Genomic DNA, 20,252 nt, shown 5'->3' with positions numbered 1-20,252 from the left:
AGCGGCGCGGGGCCGCGTGCGAACGATGCGCGCGGCCCGACGGCGAAAAATCGTGAGGAATGGCGACAGTTTACCGAAAACGCGCGCTCAGCTCTGCGCGCCGAGCCGCCACAGCGACGTCACCTCGGCGCGGCGCGCCGCGTGCAGCGGATCGTCGGCGTCGGCCGCCTTCGGATGCGCGGGCCGGATATCGTCGCGGCCAAGCACGACGAGGCCGGCTTCATCGATCCACTGCAGCAGGGTGTCGCGCGGCCGCAGGCCGAGATGCTCGGCGAAATCGGACAGGATCAGCCAGCCTTCGCCGCCCGGCTCCAGATGCGCGGCGAGCCCGGCGAGGAAGCCGCGCAGCATGCGGCTGTCCGGATCGTAGACCGCGGATTCGATCGGCGCGCTCGGCCGGGCCGGTACCCACGGCGGGTTGCAGACCACGAGCGGCGCGCGGCCGGCCGGAAACAGGTCGGCCTCGACGACGTCGACCTGCGCCGCGCAGCCGAGCCGCTCGACGTTCTCGCGTGCGCACGCAAGCGCCCGCGGGTCCTGGTCGGTCGCGACGACGCGCTTGACGCCGCGCGCGGCCAGCACCGCGGCCAGCACGCCGGTGCCGGTGCCGATGTCGAACGCCAGCGTGTCGGCCGGCAGCGGCGCGCGCGCGACGAGCTCGACGTACTCGCCGCGCACCGGCGAAAACACGCCGTAATGCGGGTGGATCGCCGCGCCGCCCAGCGCCGGAATCGGCACACCCTTCTTGCGCCATTCATGCGCGCCGACGAGGCCGAGCAGCTCGCGCAGCGACACGACCGACGGCGCGCCGCCGGGGCCGTATGCTTCCTCGCACGCGGCGCGCACGTCCGGCGCGCGCCGTAGCGGAATCGTGTAGTCGGCGTCGAGCGGAATCAGCAGCATCCCGAGCGTGCGGGCGCGCTGCGATTGCGCGAGGCGATGCAGGTTGAACGCTTCGACGCCGGCCGCGGCCTTCGCCTTCTTCGGCTTGCGGTCGACGCGGCGCGCCATCGCCTGCACGAGCTGGCGCGCATTCTGGAAGTCGCCCTGCCAGACGAGCGCGGTGCCCTCGCATGCGAGGCGGTAGGCGGCATCGGCGTTGATGCGGTCGTCGGCCGGCACCGCGCGCTTGGGCGGCGCCACGCCGGCTTCGGAGCGCCAGCGCACGGCATGATCGACGCCGGCGGCGTCGGTCCAGTGGAAAACGGGAAAATCGGTCACGCGAATTCGGAACGGTTGACTTCAACAGGCGGCGGAAATGCGCCGCGCGGACGACACCTTACCCTGCTTTGCGTAACGGGCAAAGCGCGGGCGCATGCTGCAGCGCATCGCGGCTACCTTCACCCGCCCGACGCCGGCAGCGCCGGCAGCGCCGGCAGGCGCAGCGTGCCCGCATCGGAAAAGTGCACGGCGCCGAGCGCGCCGCCCGCGAGCCGGCCGCGCAGCGCGTACGGCAGCTCGCCCGCCGACGCGGCGCCGGCCAGGTTCCATGCCTGCCGCGCCGCAGCGAACGCGGACACGGAGACCGGCACGTCGAGCACCGCCTCGCCGAAGCGCGGCACGACGCCCGCGCGATCGCTGACGCCGCTCGCGAACGGCTGGCCGTTCAACTCCAGCGCCACCGCGATGCCGTCGTACTCGATCGGCGTGTCGTTCGGGTTCTGCACGCGCAGCTTCAGCATGAAGCGCATCTCGAGCCCCTGCCCGACGAGCGGGTCGAGCCCGGCGACCGACACGCGCACCTGATCGCGCATCAGGCTCGCGCACCCGCCGAGCAGCAGCACGGCGACGATGAACGACAGCACGGCGCGCAGCGGCGCGGCACGAAACGAAACAGGCGGCATGAGCGGGCTCCTCGCGACGAACGATCGTCGTCGCATTGTACCGGGCACGCGCCGGCGCACCGGATTTCGTAGTCCGCGCATATCGCCAATATGATTAATACATTAAAACTACGAACTCGCGGATCAAACTGAAATGCAAATCCATCGCTGTTATCGTGCAATGCAGCGCAAAAACTTCAATCGATGCAGATTCTAAATTTTTCGTTTCCTTTACTCAAAACCATCAAGTATATTGACCCATCCTTCGAGCAAGCCGACGAACCTTGTAGCTGCATGACGGCGATTCCACGGAACGGCGCACGCGCGTTCCGGTCGCGCGGCACAAGGCCAGACCGGCTTCGTGGGTCGTCGATTCGATGGGGTTGCGCGCCCGCCCGGGCGCGCCGCCGCTTGCCGCGCGCGCGAATTCCATTCAGTACAACGCGCGCCCGGGAAAATCGAACCGGCAAGTCAACCGACAAACGAGAATCAATAGGGGGCAACAAACCATGATTATCTTCACGTAGTCAGCCGGCCGTCTTTTCGAATAATCCGTCATTGGCGTTTCGCATCGCTGTTGATTAACGGCGGGGGAATGCTTTTGCCGGGCGTTTTCGCAGCACTGAACGATTCCTTCAATAACGAGGTTTCAGTATGTGGATGAACATTCGCAAGATGCGTTATCTGCCGATGGTCGCCGCGCTCGCGCTCGCCGGATGCGGCGGCGATGACGGCGGCGTCGGCTCGGCCTCCGCGCTGGGCGCGGCCGGCAAACCGGACGCCGCGTCGACGCCGGCGGCACCTCAGCCGGCCGCGGCCAATGTCGACAAGAGCGCGCACCCGGTCGAGCTGCCCGACACCGTCGTGCCGGTCAACTACCGGCTGTGGTTCCGCCCGAACGACGCGCTGAACGCGTTCGACGGCCGCGCCGACGTCGAGATCAAGGTGCTCAAGCCGGTCAACGCGATCGTCGTCGCCGGCCACCGGATCAAGTTCACGAACGGCCGCGTCACGCTGCAGCCCGGCAACATCCAGCTGATCGCGACGCCGCAGGACAAGGGCGACTTCTACCAGCTGCGCCCGGTGAGCGGCACAATCTCGCCCGGCAGCTACTCGCTGCACATGGAGTGGTCGGGCATCATCAACTTCAAGACCTACGACGATCCGGTCAACCATACCGGCGGGAGCTGCGGCGACGATCCGTATCCGGGCTGCTCGGCCGCCGAAGGGGTGTTCCGCGTCGACCTGAAGAGCACCGACGGCACGACGAGCGGCGCGATCCTCACGCAGGGCGAAACCAACCTGTCGCGCCAGTGGTTCCCCGGCTGGGACGAGCCGGCGTTCCGCCCGACCTATGAAGTGACGGCCGAAGTGCCGCAAAACTGGCGCGTCGTGTCGAACGCGGCCGAGAAGCCGTCGACCACCATCGGCGGCGGCTACAAGCTCGTGTCGTTCGAGAAGACCCCGCCGATGCCGTCGTACCTGCTGTTCTTCGGCGGCGGCCTGTTCGACACCTACGAGGACGACTTCACGAGCCCGCTGCCGGACGGCAAGGGCCTGCACCTGCGCGTGTTCACGCCGCCGGGCATGCGCAGCTGGGCGCAGCCGGCGATGCAGCGGACCAAGCAGGCGCTCGACTTCTACTATCGCTATACGGGTATTTCGCTGCCGCTGAAGAAGTTCGACACGGTCGCCGCGAACGACGCGTTCAAGGCCGAGAAGAACCTGAACTTCGGCGGGATGGAGAACTGGGGCTCGATCCTCGAATTCGCGGACGACATCCTGCCCGAACCGGGCAAGCCGATGTCGCGCTACGGCAACCAGGTGCTGACGCATGAAGTCGCGCACCAGTGGTTCGGCGATCTCGTCACCGCCGACTGGTGGGACAACGTGTGGCTGAACGAGTCGTTCGCTCGGTTCTTCGAGGTGAAGACGACGATCCAGTTCTTCCCGGACGAGTTCAGCTGGCTCGACCAGGTGACGAACAAGTATCGCGTGATCAACCGCGACATCGGCCCGAACGCGTTCCCGGTCGCGCCGAACTTCAACGGGTGGGCATCGAACGACTTCGTGGTGAGCGCGAGCGCGTTCGTCTACAACAAGGGCGCCCACGTGCTGAAGACGATCGAGAACTTCGTCGGCGAGCAGCCGCTGCGTCAGGGCCTGCAGCAGTACCTGACCGACTACTCGTTCGGCAACGGCACGCCGAAGCGTCTGTGGGACGCGGTGTCGAAGTCGACCGGCCAGGCCGTCGGCCCGATCGGCGACAGCTACGTGCGCCAGACCGGCGTGCCGCTGGTCTCGCTCGACACGCAGTGCGACCTGACGAAGAACCAGACGATCGTCACGCTGAAGCAGCAGCCGTTCCCGAACAAGAACCCGTATCCGGGCACGCAGTGGACGGTGCCGATCACGCTCGCGTATGGCCAGGGTCTCGCCAATCGCACGACTTACGCGCTGAAGGATCCGCAGGCGCAGATCCGGATCGATGGCTGCACGGGCGTGGTGGCGGACCCGAGCGGGCTCGACTACTACGTCGTGAACTATAGCGACGCGGCATGGAGCGGGCTGCTCACGCAGGTCAACCGCTCGACCGATCCGGTGCTGCTCGCGAACCTGAAGAGCGAAGCCGCGCTGCTGGTCGCGAACAACCTCGCGCCGGCCTCGCGCTCGACGTCGATCGGCTCGGTCGCGTCGCCGGCTGCGACGATCCTGCGCATGACGCCGCGGACCAACGAGCTCACGACGCCGCAGGAACATCCGGCACTGCGCTATCAGGGTACGTTCACGCCGCGCAAGGTGCTCACGCAGTAAAGCGCCTGTCCGTCCGGCGCCGCGCAGCCTGCGGCGCCGGACGGCGAACGCGCTTCCCGCTGCTTCGACGGGCCTCGCATGCGAGGCCCGTTTTCATTGGCAGCCGTCCGTCACGCCCACGCGGCATCCCATGCCGGCTGCGCGAACCAGGTGCCGAGGAACGCGACGAGCCGCGACGCGCGTGCGCTGCCGCGCGCCTGCTGGCGCAGCACGTGGATCGTCGCCCGCTCGGGCGTGGCCGCGTAGTGCGGCAGCACCGCCCGCAGCCGCCCCGCGCGCAGCGCGTCGGCCGCGAGCCAGGTCGGCAGGTGCGCGAGACCGAGCCCTTCGATCGCGGCCTCGAGCAACGCTTCCGAATGATTGCTGCGAAACCGCGGCCGCGCGGGCGCGTAGCGGCGCCCGTCGAATTGCCACGCGCCCGGCGGCGGCGCGCCGTGCCACGCGAGGCAATCGTGCGCGGCCAGCGCGTCGGGCGACCCGGGCTCGCCGCGCCGCGCGAGGTAGCCCGGGCTCGCGCACAGCACCCTTCGCTGCGGCGCGAGCACGGTCGCGACGAAGCGGGTGTCCTCGAGCGGGCCAATGCGCACCGCGAGATCCACTTCGGAGCCGAGCCGCGCGCCCTGCAGGTCGACCATGCTGTCCGTCAGCACCAGCTCGACCTGCAGCGCCGGATGACGCTGCATGAACGCGACGAGCGCGGCCATCAGGTGCAGGCGGCCGAACGGCGCCGGGCAATCGACGCGCAGCAGGCCGCTCGGCTCGCTGTGCTGGCTGTGCAGGTCCTCCTGCAAGCCGCGCAGCTCGGCGAGCATCCGCGTCGCGCGCGCATGCAGCAGTTGTCCGGCCTCGGTCGGCTTGAGCGCATGGGTGGTGCGATGCAGGAGCCGGATCCCGAGCTGCGCCTCGAGCTGGTCGATGCGACGCGTGACCGACGACGCGGCGACGCCCAGCCGGCGCGCGGCCGCCGAGAAGCTCTGCTGCTCGACCACGTCGACGAACAGCGACAGATGCGGTGAAAGAAAGTCGTCCATGAGTGGCTGGGGTTGACGGTTGCCTGTGTGCACAGCGCAAAGCAATCCTGCGCCTTTGCGCGTTTCCGCGTCAACTCCGGATGACTAGACTGCGTGCATCCCGTCCACTTCACGCGCCGGCCCGCCGGGCGGGCGCGGCGCCCTTCAAGGAACCCATCATGCGCAGTCTTCGTTTCGACACGCCCGCCGCCGACATCGAGTCGCTCGATGCGCGCGTCCGGGACATTCCGCAACCCGTGCCGGCGGCCGGCCAGATGCTGATCGAGGTCCGCGCGGCCGGCGTCAATCCGAGCGACGTCAAGGCCGCGCTCGGTTACATGCCGCATGCGGTCTGGCCCCGAACGCCGGGGCGCGACTGGGCCGGCATCGTGCGCAGCGGCCCCGCCGACTGGATCGGCGCCGAAGTATGGGGATCGGGCGGCGACCTCGGCGTGCGGCGCGACGGCTCGCATGCGCAATATCTGCTGCTCGACGCGGCGCACGTGCGCCGCAAGCCGCGCGCGCTGACCCTCGACGAGGCGGCGGGCGTCGGCGTGCCGTTCGTCACCGCGTACGAAGGGCTGCGCCGCGCCGGGATGCCGGAAGCCGGCGACGTCGTGCTGGTGTTCGGCGCGAACGGCAAGGTCGGCCAGGCGGCGATCCAGCTCGCGACCGCGCGCGGCGCGACCGTGATCGGCGTCGAGCGCAGCCCGGGCGGCTATCGCGGCCATGCGTCGGCCGACGTGCGCATCATCGACGCGTCGGGCGGGCCCGTCGCCGACGCGGTGCGCGCCGCGACGGGCGGCCGCGGCGCGGACATCGTCTACAACACGGTCGGCAGCCCGTATTTCGAGGCCGCCAACGCATCGATGGCAATCGGCGCGCGGCAGATCTTCATCTCGACGATCGAGCGCAGCGTGCCGTTCGACATCTTCGCGTTCTATCGCGGCCAGCACACGTACGTGGGCGTCGATTCGCTCGCGCTCGACGGCGCGGCCTGCGCGCACATCCTCGACACGCTCGCGCCCGGCTTCGAGGACGGCACGCTGCGCGCGTTCCCGATCGGCGACGACCACCTCTACCCGCTCGAGCGCGCGCACGATGCGTACCGGGCCGTGCTGGCCGGCGCGCGCGAGCGCGTCGTCATCAAGCCCTGATGCCGCGCGAACCGGAATCGAAGGAGACAGCCATGACGGACTATCTGATCTCGCTCGCGGCGGGCCTCGGCGTCGGCGCGCTGTACGCGCTGCTCCACGTGCGCTCGCCGGCCCCGCCGCTCGTCGCGCTCGTCGGCCTGCTCGGGATGGTGATCGGCGAGCGCGCGATCGCGCTGCTGCGCTGAGCGCGTCGCCGGCGCGGGAGCTAGCGGTCGTTGCGCCGCCGAAACGCCCACCACGCGGCGAGCCCCGTGAAACCGGCGACGAGCAGCACCATCAGCCAGAAGCCGTGCTTGTTCTCCGAGAACGGAATCCCGCCGACGTTCATCCCGAAGAACCCGGCGACGATGTTGATCGGCAGCGCGATCACGGTCACGAGCGTCAGCGTGAACAGCGTGCGGTTGTTCTGCTCGTCGAGGCGCGAGCCGATCTCTTCCTGCAGCAGCTTGATCCGCTCGACGAGCCCGGCGAGATCGGCGAGCACCCGCGAGAATTCCTCGGTCGACTCGCGCAGCTCCTGCACGTCCGCCGCATGCAGCCACGCGGGCGGCTTCGCGAGCAGCCGGAAAATCGAGCCCGGCTCCGGCGCGAGCATGCGCTGCAGCCGCGTCAGCGTGCGGCGCATCGCGCCCAGCTCGACGCGGCTCGCGGTGAGGCGCTGCGACAGGAAGCGATCCTCGATGCGGTCGACGTCGACGCTCGTGCGCCGCATGATCCGGATCAGCAGGTCGGCCTGGTCGCGCAGCAGATGCACGAGCAGCTCCGCGGGCGAACGGAAACGCTCGCCGTCCCGCACGCTCGCGCGCAGCGTGTCGACCGAGCGCAGCGGCTTGAGCCGCGCGGTGACCATGATGCGCCGCTCGACGTGGACGAACAGCGTCGCGATCTCCAACGGCGTCAGCTCGAGATTGAACATCACGTCGTTGACGATCGCGCGCAGCGCGCCATCTTCCTGTTCAATGCGGGTCGAGCGCGACCCTTCATGCAGGAATTCGAAGAAGCTGTCGGGCAGCCCGAGGTGCGTGCGCATCCAGCGCTCGCTCGCGCCGTGCGCGAGGTTGAAGTGCAGCCAGACGAACGCATCGTCCGGCGCGACGGCGCGGTGCCCGCGCAGCCAGTCGGCGGCGGCCTCGGCGTCGAGCATCACCCCCGGCACGCCGGGCATGAACCGGAACCCGCACACCATGCCGGAAGTATCCGCGCCGTAAGTCTGTACGATCATGTCGAAGGTCGTGCGGCGCGCGGCGGACGGGCATCATCGGCGGGCGCGCCGCCCGCGCCCGGACGCCGCGCAGGGAAAGGAACCACGACGTATGCCCGACCGATGTGACGCTTTCGTGACGACGTCACGGCGTCGAAGGCAACGCGCCGCCCGGCGGGCGGCGCGTGCGTCTGCAACGGGAGCGGCTTACTGGTGGTTCTGCGACTGCGCGGCGGACGGGCACGCGGGATCCTTGCCCCAGTGACCGTCGCACACGCGCCACCGGCACAGCTGATCCTCGAAGAAGCCGCGTTCCGAACACTCCTTCACGCGCGCGGCGAGCGTCGCGCCACCCGCCGTCGCGGCGGTCTTGGTCGGCGCAGCCTGCGCCGCGGGCTTCTTGTCGGCCGGCTTCGTGCGCGCGACAAGCGCCGCGAGCAGGTCGGCATCCGGATCGTCCTTCGCGGCCTGCTTCGCAGCCGCCGTGCGCGTCGCCGCGTCACGGCGCTTCCTGGCCTGCGCGGCTTCGGCCTGCTGCTCCTTGCGACGCTTCCTGGCCTCGGCCTTCGCTTCGGCCTTCGCGCGCGCGGCGTCGGTCTTGCTGCGGGCGGCGACCGTGGCAGCCGTGGTCGCCGGGGCGGCCGATTTCGCGCCCTTCGCGGCGTCGGCTTTGGCTGCTGCGGCGGCGGCCGGCGCGGCGCCCGACGCAGCGGCGCCCGACGCGTCATCGGCGCCGCTCGCGAGCGCGTGCGACAGGCGGCTGTTGTCCGCGGCGGGCGCGGACGATGCGGATGCAACGGTCCGGGAAGCCGCGTCGTCGTTGACGATCGTGGCGGGCTGCGGCGCGCTCGCGGCACGCTGCGCGACCTGCGGCGCCACGGCGCTGGCGGGCGCGGCCTTCGCCGGCGCTGGCGCCGGCGCGGCGGGCGCGACAGCGACAGCCACTGGCGTGGTGGTGTCGTCCGCCTGCTGCATGCGCCACGCGCCCCAGCCGCCGACCGCGACCACGAGCGCGACGACGGCTGCGATCGGCGCCTTCAGCGAACGGCGCGGCGGTTCGGACTGCGGTGCGACGCGTCCCTCCAGGTTCGCGAGAATCCGCGAATGCTGGGACCCGTCGGCCTGTTTCGTGTCGGACAGCAGGCTGGGCGGAGTTTTTGAATTCGAATTGTCCGGCGCACTCATTCAGTGTCTCATTGAATCCTGGTTTAATTCACCGCGATAATATAGCCCGGCCTCTCAGAGCTGGCCTGATTCTAAGAGCAAGCATTGCAAAACACAATCAATTCCAATTTCCGGGGATTTCGTTGATTGCCGTCGCACTCGTCGCCTATTTCGCCCTTGCAGTCGCCATCGCGGCGCTGCTGCTTTTACCCGGCATCCGGGCGTCCGTTTTTGAATCGGTCGCCCAGTTTCACGGCCGTCTCACGCGCCGTGCGAGCGATCGCGCCAGTCGCACCCGCAGTCAGATTGTTAAATCGGCAAACGTTACCCGAGGCGCTTTAAATGATGTGCAAAATTTACTTGTCCGGCGGCGCTTGCTGATTATGGTGTCGACAGGTATTCTTGCGACGCCGCCATTGGTCGCCATTGCGTTGCGCGGCAGGCAGTTATTCCAATTCGACGACACGGCGCGCGCGCCTGACGAGAAGATCGCCGCCCTGCTGGAGGGCGAGCAGCTCGTGCCGCCCCCGCCGTTGCCGCCGGAAGTCTTTGCCACCAAGGAAGTCGAGCAGGTACGGCCGGCGCTGAAGGATGCCAGCCGCGACTGGAACCTGCTGGACCCGGATTTCCGCACGCGCTTGCTGCTGGTCTACAAGATCATGCGCGAGCAGCACGGTTACGAAATGGCATTGCTGGAAGGTTACCGGAGCCCGGAACGGCAAAACCGGCTGGCGCAAATGGGCAGCAGCGTGACCAATGCGGCGGCGTTCCAGAGTTATCACCAATTCGGGCTGGCGTCCGACAACGCGTTCCTGCGCGACGGCAAGCTGGTCATTTCCGAGAAAGATCCGTGGGCGATGCGCGGCTACCAGTTATACGGACAGACCGCCGAACAGGTCGGCCTGACCTGGGGCGGGCGCTGGAAAATGATGGATCTGGGGCACGTCGAATACCATAAACCCGGTTTTAAACTGGGACGCGGCAGCTAGCCAGGGCTGGCCGGACAGGAAATAATGAGGGCGGCATGGGGCTTTTTAATATCCCGGCAGGAAATGATATGGGCGGTGCAAGCGGTCGTGCATTCCGGTGCACGATTTTCTCGGGCCGCCGGTCCCGTTTTAAATCTCACAGCGTCCTTTCGTCAATGCGCGCGCCTTCTCCGATGCCGCGGGCGCATTGATGCCGGCCTCTCTCACCCCGTTTGACAGCATGGCGACACATCGCGGCGCCACCCTTGCCGCTCGGCGCGCCTGCGTCGCCTCATCGAATCGCACCGGAACCTGAACGTCCTATGCAACGCATCCTCAACGTGCTGACTCACCCGCGTACGCTCTCGATCGTCGGGATCGTCGCGCTCGCGGCGATCCTCTTCATCGTCGCCGATACGCTGCAGCTGCCGCTCCTGTGGGCGGCGCTCGCCTTTGCGGCGATCCTCGTGCTGTGGCTCGGCGTCGCGTTGTGGCGCCACTGGCGCGTGAAGCGCGCGAACCGCCAGCTCGGCGAGATGCTCGAGGAACAGGCGGAAACCGGCAAGATCACCGCGCCGGCGGCGGCCGCGGCCGCGACGGACGCGAAGACAGCCGACCTCGACGTGCTGCGCACGCGCCTGTCCGACGCGGTGAAGACGATCAAGACGTCGAAGATCGGCCAGGTGTCCGGCGGCTCCGCGCTGTACGAACTGCCGTGGTACATCGTGATCGGCAACCCGGCCGCGGGCAAGAGCAGCGCGGTGATCAATTCCGGCCTGCAGTTCCCGTTCGCGGACAAGAACAGCGCGGTGATCCACGGCATCGGCGGCACCCGCAACTGCGACTGGTTCTTCACGACCGAAGGCATCCTGCTCGACACCGCGGGCCGCTACTCGGTGCACGAGGAAGACCGCAGCGAGTGGCTCGGCTTCCTCGGCCTGCTCAAGCGCTACCGCCCGAAGGCGCCGATCAACGGCATCATCGTCACCGCGAGCATCGCCGAACTCACCGGCAACCGCCCCGAATTCGCGATCAACCTCGCGAAAAACCTGCGCCAGCGCGTGCAGGAGCTGACCGAGAAGCTCGAAGTGTTCGCGCCGGTCTACGTGATGTTCACGAAGGCCGACCTGATCACCGGCTTCACCGAATTCTTCAGCAGCAGCGACAAGCACGAATACGACCGCGTGTGGGGCGCCACCCTGCCCTACGAGCCGGACGAGAAGCGCGACGTCGTCGCGCTGTTCGACGAGCGCTTCGAGGAGCTGTACGACGGGCTGAAGGAGATCAGCGTCGCGCAGCTGTCGCTGTCGCGCGGCAACCTGGCGTCACCGGGCCAGCTGAGCTTCCCGCTCGAGTTCTCGACGATCAAGCCGGCGCTGCGCGCGTTCCTCGCGACGCTGTTCGAGAACAACCCGTTCCAGTACAAGCCGATCTTCCGCGGCTTCTACTTCACCAGCGCGCTGCAGGAAGGCGAGACCAGCAGCGCCGCCGCGCAGCGCATCGCGCACCGCTTCGGCCTCGACGCGAACGCGCTGCCGAAGCCGCACAGCGCGTTCTCGAAGAACGGCTTCTTCCTGCGCGACCTGTTCTCGAAGGTGATCTTCGCGGATCGCCAGACGGTGCGCCAGTTCGCGAGCCCGACCAAGACGCGCCTGCGCTACGCGACCTTCTTCGGCTTCGTCGCGGCGCTCGCGCTCGCGCTCGGCGGCTGGACCTGGTCGACGATCGGCAACCAGCAGCTCGTCGCGAACGTGCAGGCCGACCTCGACAACGTCACGCGCATGCAGCAGGGCCGCAACGACCTGCAGTCGCGCCTGCAGGCGATGGACATCCTCGAGGACCGCATCGAGCAGCTCGAGCAGTTCCGCCGCGACAAGCCGGTGTCGGTGTCGCTCGGCCTCTACCAGGGCGACCGCCTCGAGCAGCACCTGCTGACCGAGTACTACAACGGCGTGCGCCAGGTCCTGCTGAACCCGGTGTCGCAGAACCTCGCGTCGTTCCTGAAGGACGTGAACGCGCATCCGGACCAGCTCGTGCCGATGACGCGCCCGCCGGAGTCCGGCGCGGTGCAGGGCGGCGCCGTCCCGGTCTCGACCAACCCGGCCGGGGCCGCACCGCAGGCCGCCGCCGCGCAGCCGGCCACAGCCCCCCAGGGCGGCCTGTACAGCGATGCGTCGCCGACCAACGTGCAGGACGCGTACAACGCGCTGAAGACCTACCTGATGCTGTCCGACAAGCGCCACGTCGAGCAGGCGCACCTGACCGACCAGGTCGCGCGCTTCTGGCGCGGCTGGCTGGAGACGAATCGCGGCAACATGCCGCGCGACGAGATGATCAGGAGCGCCGAGCGCATGATCTCGTTCTACCTCGCGCGCGTGAACGACAACGACTGGCCGATGATCGAAGCGAACCTCTCGCTCGTCGACCAGACCCGCGAGAACCTGCGCCGCGTCGTGCGCGGGATGCCGGCCCGCCAGCGCGTGTATGAGGAAATCAAGGCGCGCGCGTCGACCCGCTTCGCGCCGATGACCATCGCGCGCATCGTCGGCGACGGCAACGGCGGCCTGATCGCCGGCAGCTACGCGATCCCCGGCACGTTCACGCGCGACGCGTGGTTCGAGTACGTGCAGCCGGCGATCCGCGATGCCGCGACCAAGGAGCTGCAGGCGAAGGACTGGGTGCTGAACACGTCGACGCAGGACGACCTGACGCTCGAGGGCAGCCCCGAGCAGATCCAGAAGACGCTCGTCGGCATGTACAAGACCGAGTACGCGCAGCACTGGCAGAAATTCATGCAGGGCATCGCCGTGCAGGGCTTCAGCAGCTTCGGGCAGGCCGTCGACGGGATGAACCGTCTGGGCGACCCGCAGGATTCGCCGATCCGCAAGGTGCTCGAGACCGCGTACGACCAGACCTCGTGGGACAACCCGTCGCTCGCGAACGCGACGATCAAGAAGGCGCAGACGGGTGTCGTGAACTGGTTCAAGCAGCTGTTCACGCGCTCGAAGGCGGGCCAGGTGGCGGCCGCCAACATCGACATCAACGGCAATCCGGCGGACGTGCCGATGGGCCCGGTCGGCCAGGAGTTCGTCGGCCTTGCGCGGATCGTCGCGACGCATGACGGCACGTCGCTGCTGAAGGGCTACATGGACACGCTGTCGAAGGTCCGCACGCGCTTCAACGTGATCAAGAACCAGGGCGACCCGGGCCCGGGCGCGCGCCAGCTGATGCAGCAGACGCTCGACGGCAACGGCTCGGAACTGGCCGATTCGCTGAAGTTCGTCGACGAGCAGATGCTGACCGGCCTGACCGACACGCAACGCAAGTCGCTGCGTCCGCTGCTGGTGCGGCCGCTGATGCAGGCGTTCTCGGTCGTGATCCAGCCGGCCAGCGCGGAAGTCAACAAGGTGTGGAACGCGCAGGTCTACCAGCCGTTCCAGGGCTCGCTCGCGACCAAGTACCCGTTCGCGGCGAGCGCGAAGGTCGAGGCCGGCGCAAGCGAGATCGCGCAGGTGTTCGGTCCGGACGGCTCGATCGCGAAGTTCGTCGGCACGACGCTCGGGCCCCTCGCGGTGCGCCGCGGCGACACGCTCGCGGCCCGCACCTGGGGCGACATGGGCCTCGCGCTCGCGCCGGACTTCACGAACGGCTTCGCACGCTGGGTCGCGCCGCTCGCGGGCGGCGCGGCGGGCGCCGGCGGCGGCGCGTCGTCGGAACCGCAGACCGTGTTCCAGATCCTGCCGCAGCCGAGCAGCGGCACGACCGAATACACGGTCGCGATCGACGGCCAGCAGCTGCGCTACCGCAACACGCCGCCGCAGTGGACCAACTTCGTGTGGCCGAACCCGCAGGGCTCGCCGGGCGCGACGCTGTCGGCGACCACCTTCGACGGCCGCACGATCCAGCTCGTCAACGAGCCGGGCCGCTACGGTCTCGAGAAGCTGATCAACTCCGCGCAGCGCAAGCGCCGCCCGGACGGCACCTTCGACCTCACGTGGACGCAGGGCAACGTGAACGTGTCGGTCACGATGCGCATCATCAGCACGTCGCAGCCGACGGGCGGCGGCGGCGACCAGCCGCAGCAGCAGAGCCTGCGCGGCCTGCGCCTGCCGTCGTCGGTCGCCGACGTCGGCGCGGGCTCGGCCCTCAACGCCCAGCCGGGCGCGGGCGCGTCGGGCGCGTCGGGCGCCGCCCCGGCCGCGGCGGCTGTTGCAGCCGCCACCGCATCGAACGCACAGGGGGCGCAATGACGCAAACCGTTCAGGCGCAGATCGCCTACTTCGGCAAGATTCCGTCACGCGGCGATTTCGTCAAAAGCCCTCACAACCCGCAACTGCTGCAGACGCTCGACCGCTGGATCGCGCAGGCGCTCGAGCTGCTCGCCGAGGACCCGCGCTGGAAGATCGTCTACGAAGACGCGCAGCCGATGCACTTCGCGTTCCTCGGCTCGCGCAGCCGGCTCGCGATCGCCGGGCACATGGTCGCGAGCCATGACGTGTCGATGCGCCGCTTCCCGTTCCTCGGCGCGGCCGCGCTCGAAGTCGAGCGGCCCGTCGCGTTCCTCGCGCGCAGCCCGCTCGCGTTCGCGCGGCTGTGGTCACGCGTCGCGCAGCAGATCCCGCCGCTGCTCGGCAAGGAAGAGCCGCCCGGCGCGCTGCAGGCGCTCGGCGACACGCAGGTGCCGATCGAGGTCGGCAGCGGCCCCGGCAACGCGCACGACGGCACGTTCAACGATTTCATCGAGCACCAGTCGCTGTACGGCCTCGAGCAGATGCTGCTCGCGAGCGGCCATCCGGTGCGGCTGCGCGGCGCGATGCTCGCGCTCGGCTCGCTGCTGCGCCCGGTGATGCAGAGCGGCTCGTCGCACATCGAGCGCGGCCTCACGCTGCCGCTGCCGGTCGACCCGTTCTATCGCAGCCTCGTCGCGGCGTTCTGGCTCGAACTGGTCGCGCCGTTCGTCGCGCAGGCCGATTTCGAGCTCGCGATCTTCATGGGTTCGATCGCCGAGCGCGAACGGCTCATCATCGGCTTCAACGGCGCTTCGGCGAAAACGCTGCTGAGCGTCGTCGACCCGCAGACCTACGCCGCCCACAACATCGACATCGACGATCCGGAGTGGATCGACGCCCATGCGCAAAACGATCAACAGATCAGCAAGCTCGTCAGCTACCTCGACCAACCGCAACTGTCGCTGCGCTTCGCGATCGACGCGTTCCGCGAAGCGTTCATCGGAGGCTGACAGCATGCGCAACACGAATCACGCCCGCCGCGGGCGCTTCTCGCCCGTCCTCGCCGCCCTCCTCGCCGCCGGCCTGCTCGCCGGTGGCGCCAGCAGCTTCGCGCAGAACAGCGGCGCGACCGTCACGCCGGTCGGCAACGGCACCGTACAGACGAGCGCGCTGCCGGCGACCGCCGCGCCCGCGTCGCTGACGTCCGGCACGGCCGCGCACCCGGCCGCCGCGACCACGGCACTGGCGCCGCCGCCCGCGAACGCGACGCCCGGCCAGGTCGTCGTCGGCGGCAAGGTGCCCGACGAGGCGACCAAGGCCGCCGTGCTGCAGAAGCTGCGCGACACCTATGGCGCCGCGAACGTCGTCGACCAGATCGAGATCGGCGACGTCGCGACGCCGCCGAACTGGAGCGCGAACGTGCAGAAGCTGATCGGCCCGCAGCTCAAGCAGATCAGCAAGGGGCAGCTGAAGATCAACGGCACGCAGATCGACATGAAGGGCGAGGTGCGCAACGAGGCGCAGCGCCAGCAGCTCGCGAGCGACATGGCGAACACGCTGAACCCGACCTACACGATCAAGAACGGGCTGCGCGTGTCGGCGTCCGAGCAGGGGCTGCTCGACCAGACGCTCGCGAACCGCACGATCGAGTTCGAGACCGGCAGCGCGACGCTCACGCCGCAGGGCAAGGTGGTGCTCGACCAGATGGCCGCGGCGCTCTCGAAGATGCCGAACCGCACGGTCGACCTGATCGGTCACACCGACAACTCGGGCAACCGCGCGTCGAACATCGCGCTGAGCCAGGCGCGCGCCGATGCGGTGAAGGGCTATCTGATCACGAAGGGGATCGCGTCGCAGCAGATGACGACGACCGGCGTGGGCCCGGATCAGCCGATCGCGCCGAATGACACGGCCGACGGGCGGGCGCGGAATCGACGGATCGACTTCCGGGTCGGGCAGTAAGCAGGCGGCCGGCTCCATGGCGGGCCGGCGCGACGCGAACCGGGCGGCGGCAGTCGTGCGCCGCCCGGTTCGCATTTACGACTGCTCGTCCGGCTTCACACCCAGCAACTCATGAATATGCGACAGCGACCCGCTGTCCTTCACGACGCTCTCGAGCCACTTGTGCAGCGGCATGTCGGCCCACTCGGCCGCCTTGTCGGCGAGATACGCGACCGGGCTGTGCGGCTCGGTCTGCCGGAAATAGCGGGCGACCGCGCGCAGCTGGTCGACCGCCTGCGCGCGGTTCTGGATGCCGGCGATCACCTGCGGTACCGGACGCGAAACGGACTGCTGCTGCACGTGGGTCTCCTCCGTGTAATGCGGGGCGCCGAAACTCGGCTCGATGCGCTCAGGCTGCGCGGGCGGCGCCGGTTGCGACTGCGCCTGCTGCTGCGCGCCCGTGTAGCCCTGCTCGCGCGCAAAGCGCTCGGTGAGCCGGTACACGGTCTCGAACGCGTCGCGCGCCTGGCGGAAGCTCGGCGCCGCATTGCCGGCACGCGCTTCGAGCGTCTCCTCGAACGCGTCGAGCGCAAACTCGAACGCCTTCAGGTTCCCGAGCAGCGCCGAGTAGAACGCGAGCGACGTCACGCGCCGCGACGCGTCGATATGCTCGACTGACGGCTTGCCGCGCGCGATGTCGTTCGCGTGATCCGGGTCGCGCTTCACCGCCTGCGCGACGTGCTGCGCGACTTCCCAGTCGAGCGTGCTGAACGCGTTCGACGCGCCGTCCGTCAGCGGCACCGCGCGCAGCAGCGCGGCGGTGCGCCCGGCGAGCCACGCGACATTGCCGAGCCGGTATTCGGTGTCGTCGCCTTCCGGCAGCGGATGCACGGTGTCCCAGTACTGGCGGCACAGCCCCTCGAGCAACGAGTAGCCGTCGGTGAGGCCCGTGATGCCGTCCTCGAGCGCGAGCGCCTCGGTCAGCCACACGGCCAGCCGCAGGTCCTTCGTCTGCGTGCGCAGCAGCTCGCTCGAGCGCGCGACGACGAAGCCCCAGTCGGCTTCCTTGATCTCGGTCACCCATTCGCCCTGGTCGAGCGACGGGTCGTCGAAGCGCCGCGCCTCCTGGATCGCGTCGAAATCGTTCGAGAACAGCAGGTCGTCGCCGCACGGCGACGCGTCGCTGATCGGCGTCAGCAATTCGGGAAGATTGATCGGCATGGTTCAGTGAATCCGTTGATGCATGAGGTTTCGCGCGCGGCGCTCATTCGACCGTATAGACGAACTCGCCCGCGTCGTCCGCGCGCACCGCGATGCGCGCGATGGCCGCGCCGTCGGCGATCCGGCCCAGCACGTGGCCCGCGATCTCCGGCAGCAGCGTGCCGTTCAGGATGTGGTCGACGTTGCGGGCGCCCGAATCGACCTCGGTGCAGCGCGCGAGCACCGCGTCGACCAGCGACTCGTCCCACTCGAACACGGCCTTGTGGTTCGCGTCGATCCGGCGGCGGATGCGGTCGAGCTTCAGTTCGATGATCTCGGCAAGCACGTCGTCGGAGATCGGGTAGTACGGCACGACCTTCATGCGGCCGAGGAACGCGGGCTTGAACGTCTTGTACAGCTGCGGGCGCAGCGCTTCGGCGAGCGCGTCCGGATCGGGCAGCTCCTCGGCCGGCTTGTTCAGGCAGGCCTGCATCACGGCCGACGAGCCGACGTTCGACGTCAGGATGATCAGCGTGTTGCGGAAATCGATCTCGCGCCCTTCCGCGTCGTCCATCGCGCCCTTGTCGAACACCTGGAAGAACATCTCGAGCACGTCCGGGTGCGCCTTCTCGACCTCGTCGAGCAGCACGACCGAGTACGGATTGCGCCGCACCGCCTCGGTCAGCACGCCGCCCTCGCCATAGCCGACGTAGCCCGGCGGCGAGCCCTTCAGGCCCGACACGCTGTGCGCCTCCTGGTACTCGCTCATGTTGATCGTGACCATCTTGCGTTCGCCGCCGTACAGGATGTCGGCCAGCGCGAGCGCCGTTTCGGTCTTGCCGACGCCCGACGGCCCGACGAACATGAACACGCCGCGCGGCTTGTTCGGATCCTCGAGGCTCGCCGACGCGGTGCGCACGCGCTGCGCGATCGCCTCCAGCGCGTGGTCCTGGCCGATCACGCGCGCGGCGAGCAGCGGATGCAGGTTCAGCACCGTGCCGATCTCGTCCTTCACCATCCGGCCGAGCGGGATGCCCGTCCACGACGCGACGATCTCGGCGACCACATGGCCGTCGACCTGCAGCGGCACCATCGGCTCGCCGCCCTGCAGCGCATGCAGCGCCGCGACGCGCTCGCCAAGCTTGTCGCGCGTGGCCTGCACGTCGACCGGCTCGCCGTCCTCCGACGGGCCGCGCGCGCGGTCGAGCGCCGCGCGCAGTTCGGTGATCTCGGCGACGATCGCGCGCTCGCCTTCGTAGCGGGCTTCGTCCGCCGCGAGCTGTTCAAGCGCCGCGTCGCGCGCGCCGCGCAGCTCGCCGAGCCGCTCGTCGTGCGCGGCGCCGCTCGCCGCCTCGCGCTCGAGCGACGCGATCTCCGCGTCGATCCGCTCGATGCGCTTCTTGGTGTCGTCGATCGCGGCCGGCGTCGCGCTCTGCGCGAGCGCGACCTTCGCGCACGCGGTGTCGAGCACGCTGATCGCCTTGTCCGGCAGCTGGCGGCCGCTGATGTAGCGGTGCGACAGGCGCACGGCCTCGGTGATCGCGTCGTCGAGGATCCGCACGTTGAAGTGCGTCTCCATCAAGCCGGCCATCCCGCGCAGCATCGCCGCCGCGAGCGGCTCGCTCGGCTCCTCGACCTTCACGACCTGGAAGCGCCGCGCGAGCGCCGCGTCCTTCTCGAAGTACTTCTTGTATTCGCTCCACGTCGTCGCGGCGATCGTGCGCAGCTCGCCGCGCGCGAGCGCCGGCTTCAGCAGGTTCGCCGCGTCGTTCTGGCCGGCCTGGCCGCCCGCGCCGATGATCGTGTGCGCCTCGTCGATGAACAGGATGATCGGATGCGCGCTCTTCTTCACCTCGTCGATCACGCTCTTCAGCCGGTTCTCGAACTCGCCCTTCACGCTCGCGCCGGCCTGCAGCAGGCCCATGTCGAGCACGTGCAGCGCGACGCCGCGCAACGGCGGCGGCACGTCGTCGGCCGCGATGCGCAGCGCGAGCCCCTCGACCACGGCGGTTTTGCCGACGCCCGCCTCGCCCGTCATGATCGGGTTGTTCTGGCGGCGCCGCATCAGGATGTCGATCGCCTGGCGGATCTCCGCCTCGCGGCCGATCACCGGATCGATCTTGCCGTCGCGCGCGCGCTGGGTGAGGTTGGTCGTGTAGGTGTCGAGCGCGGGCGTCTTCGACGGGCCGCCCGCGGGCGCAGCGTCGAGCGCCGGCGCGTCGCCGTCGCCGCCCGCGTCCGCCTGCCGCGGCTCGGCTTCGCTCGACCCGGCGGTGATCTCGTCGAACTTGTGCTTCAGGTCCGTCACGCGGAACTCGGCGAACTGCGCGGACATCCGCTGCGCGAACTGCGCGAGATCCGGCGCAGTCAGCAGCGCGAGCAGCAGGTGCCCCGAGCGGATGCGGCCGAGCTGCGAATCGAGCGACGCGATCAGCCACGCCTGCTCGAACAGCGCGATCAGGTGCACGGAGAACACCGGCGTGCGTGTGTTGCCGGTCTTCAGGCGCGTCAGCTCGCGCTCGAGGTCCGCGCGCAGCGCGTGCGGATCGATGCGGCTCGCGCGCAGCGCCAGCGGCAGGTCGCCCGCCGGCTCGTCGAGCAGCGCGAGGAACAGGTGCTCCAGATCGACCTCGTAGTGGCCGCGCGCGAGGCACGCGCTCGCCGCTTGCTGCGTCGCCTGACGGCACAGCGGATTCAGTTTCGTGATCAGGGTCTTCAGGGGCGTGCTCATGGCGTCGATCTCAG

The 20,252-nt window shown here is 69.1% G+C and carries 14 protein-coding genes; 7 read left to right on the top strand and 7 right to left on the bottom strand.

The window, feature by feature from the left end; genetic code table 11:
- Positions 1-87: 87 nt before the first annotated feature.
- Both ACFIMZ_RS02595 and ACFIMZ_RS02590 read right to left on the bottom strand, forming a co-directional pair.
- A complete protein-coding gene (locus ACFIMZ_RS02595; protein ID WP_431821264.1) occupies positions 88-1,221 on the bottom strand; it encodes a methyltransferase in 1,134 nt (377 codons plus the stop codon).
- A 119-nt stretch (positions 1,222-1,340) separates the two neighbouring features.
- Positions 1,341-1,844 carry an LEA type 2 family protein gene (locus ACFIMZ_RS02590; RefSeq protein ID WP_431821263.1) on the bottom strand — a complete coding sequence of 168 codons (504 nt, stop codon included), beginning with the start codon at positions 1,842-1,844 and terminating at the stop codon, positions 1,341-1,343.
- A 633-nt stretch (positions 1,845-2,477) separates the two neighbouring features.
- On the opposite strand from ACFIMZ_RS02590, the gene ACFIMZ_RS02585 reads away from it, so the two are divergent.
- Positions 2,478-4,637 carry a M1 family metallopeptidase gene (locus tag ACFIMZ_RS02585; protein ID WP_431821262.1) on the top strand — a complete coding sequence of 720 codons (2,160 nt, stop codon included), beginning with the start codon at positions 2,478-2,480 and terminating at the stop codon, positions 4,635-4,637.
- A 110-nt stretch (positions 4,638-4,747) separates the two neighbouring features.
- On the opposite strand, the gene ACFIMZ_RS02580 is transcribed toward ACFIMZ_RS02585, so the two are convergent.
- Positions 4,748-5,668, bottom strand: a complete 921-nt coding sequence (locus ACFIMZ_RS02580) for a LysR family transcriptional regulator (RefSeq protein ID WP_431821261.1) — start codon at positions 5,666-5,668, stop codon at positions 4,748-4,750.
- Between the two features lie 158 nt (positions 5,669-5,826).
- Here ACFIMZ_RS02580 and ACFIMZ_RS02575 point away from each other — a divergent pair, with 158 nt between their 5' ends.
- Both ACFIMZ_RS02575 and ACFIMZ_RS02570 read left to right on the top strand, forming a co-directional pair.
- Positions 5,827-6,804 carry a quinone oxidoreductase family protein gene (locus tag ACFIMZ_RS02575; protein WP_431821260.1) on the top strand — a complete coding sequence of 326 codons (978 nt, stop codon included), beginning with the start codon at positions 5,827-5,829 and terminating at the stop codon, positions 6,802-6,804.
- 32 nt (positions 6,805-6,836) lie between these two features.
- A complete protein-coding gene (locus ACFIMZ_RS02570; RefSeq protein WP_431821259.1) occupies positions 6,837-6,989 on the top strand; it encodes a DUF1427 family protein in 153 nt (50 codons plus the stop codon).
- A gap of 20 nt (positions 6,990-7,009) precedes the next feature.
- Here ACFIMZ_RS02570 and ACFIMZ_RS02565 read toward each other — a convergent pair whose 3' ends face one another.
- Both ACFIMZ_RS02565 and ACFIMZ_RS02560 read right to left on the bottom strand, forming a co-directional pair.
- Complete coding sequence (locus ACFIMZ_RS02565; protein WP_431821258.1) at positions 7,010-8,026, bottom strand: transporter; 1,017 nt, start codon at positions 8,024-8,026, stop codon at positions 7,010-7,012.
- Positions 8,027-8,212: 186 nt separating this feature from the next.
- Positions 8,213-9,190, bottom strand: coding sequence for a phage tail protein (locus ACFIMZ_RS02560; protein ID WP_431821257.1), 978 nt, complete (start codon positions 9,188-9,190; stop codon positions 8,213-8,215).
- 122 nt (positions 9,191-9,312) lie between these two features.
- Between ACFIMZ_RS02560 and ACFIMZ_RS02555 the strand changes: the two genes are divergently transcribed.
- From ACFIMZ_RS02555 to ACFIMZ_RS02540, 4 genes are all read left to right on the top strand, one after another.
- Positions 9,313-10,158 (top strand): M15 family metallopeptidase, encoded by an 846-nt coding sequence (locus ACFIMZ_RS02555; protein ID WP_431821256.1) that lies wholly within the window; start codon positions 9,313-9,315, stop codon positions 10,156-10,158.
- 302 nt (positions 10,159-10,460) lie between these two features.
- Positions 10,461-14,387, top strand: coding sequence for a type VI secretion system membrane subunit TssM (tssM, locus tag ACFIMZ_RS02550; protein ID WP_431821255.1), 3,927 nt, complete (start codon positions 10,461-10,463; stop codon positions 14,385-14,387).
- A complete protein-coding gene (gene tagF, locus ACFIMZ_RS02545; protein ID WP_431821254.1) occupies positions 14,384-15,376 on the top strand; it encodes a type VI secretion system-associated protein TagF in 993 nt (330 codons plus the stop codon). The genes tssM and tagF overlap by 4 nt, the downstream gene beginning before the upstream one ends.
- A 4-nt stretch (positions 15,377-15,380) precedes the next feature.
- Entirely contained in the window at positions 15,381-16,328 is a 948-nt protein-coding gene (locus ACFIMZ_RS02540; RefSeq protein ID WP_431821253.1) for an OmpA family protein, read from the top strand.
- 75 nt (positions 16,329-16,403) lie between these two features.
- Here the strand turns inward: ACFIMZ_RS02540 and tssA are convergent, their stop codons facing one another.
- Together tssA and tssH are read right to left on the bottom strand one after the other, a co-directional pair.
- Positions 16,404-17,528: a type VI secretion system protein TssA gene (gene tssA, locus ACFIMZ_RS02535; protein WP_431821252.1), complete on the bottom strand. Its 1,125-nt coding sequence runs from the start codon at positions 17,526-17,528 to the stop codon at positions 16,404-16,406.
- Between the two features lie 43 nt (positions 17,529-17,571).
- On the bottom strand, positions 17,572-20,238 hold the full coding sequence (gene tssH / locus ACFIMZ_RS02530) for a type VI secretion system ATPase TssH (RefSeq protein WP_431821251.1): 2,667 nt from the start codon (positions 20,236-20,238) through the stop codon (positions 17,572-17,574).
- Positions 20,239-20,252: the final 14 nt, after the last annotated feature.

The sequence above is a fragment of the Burkholderia sp. F1 genome, from assembly GCF_050813845.1.
GTDB lineage: Bacteria > Pseudomonadota > Gammaproteobacteria > Burkholderiales > Burkholderiaceae > Burkholderia > Burkholderia ubonensis.
Note: the sequence above shows the minus strand (reverse complement) of the source record. Positions and strands in the feature narration are given on the sequence as shown.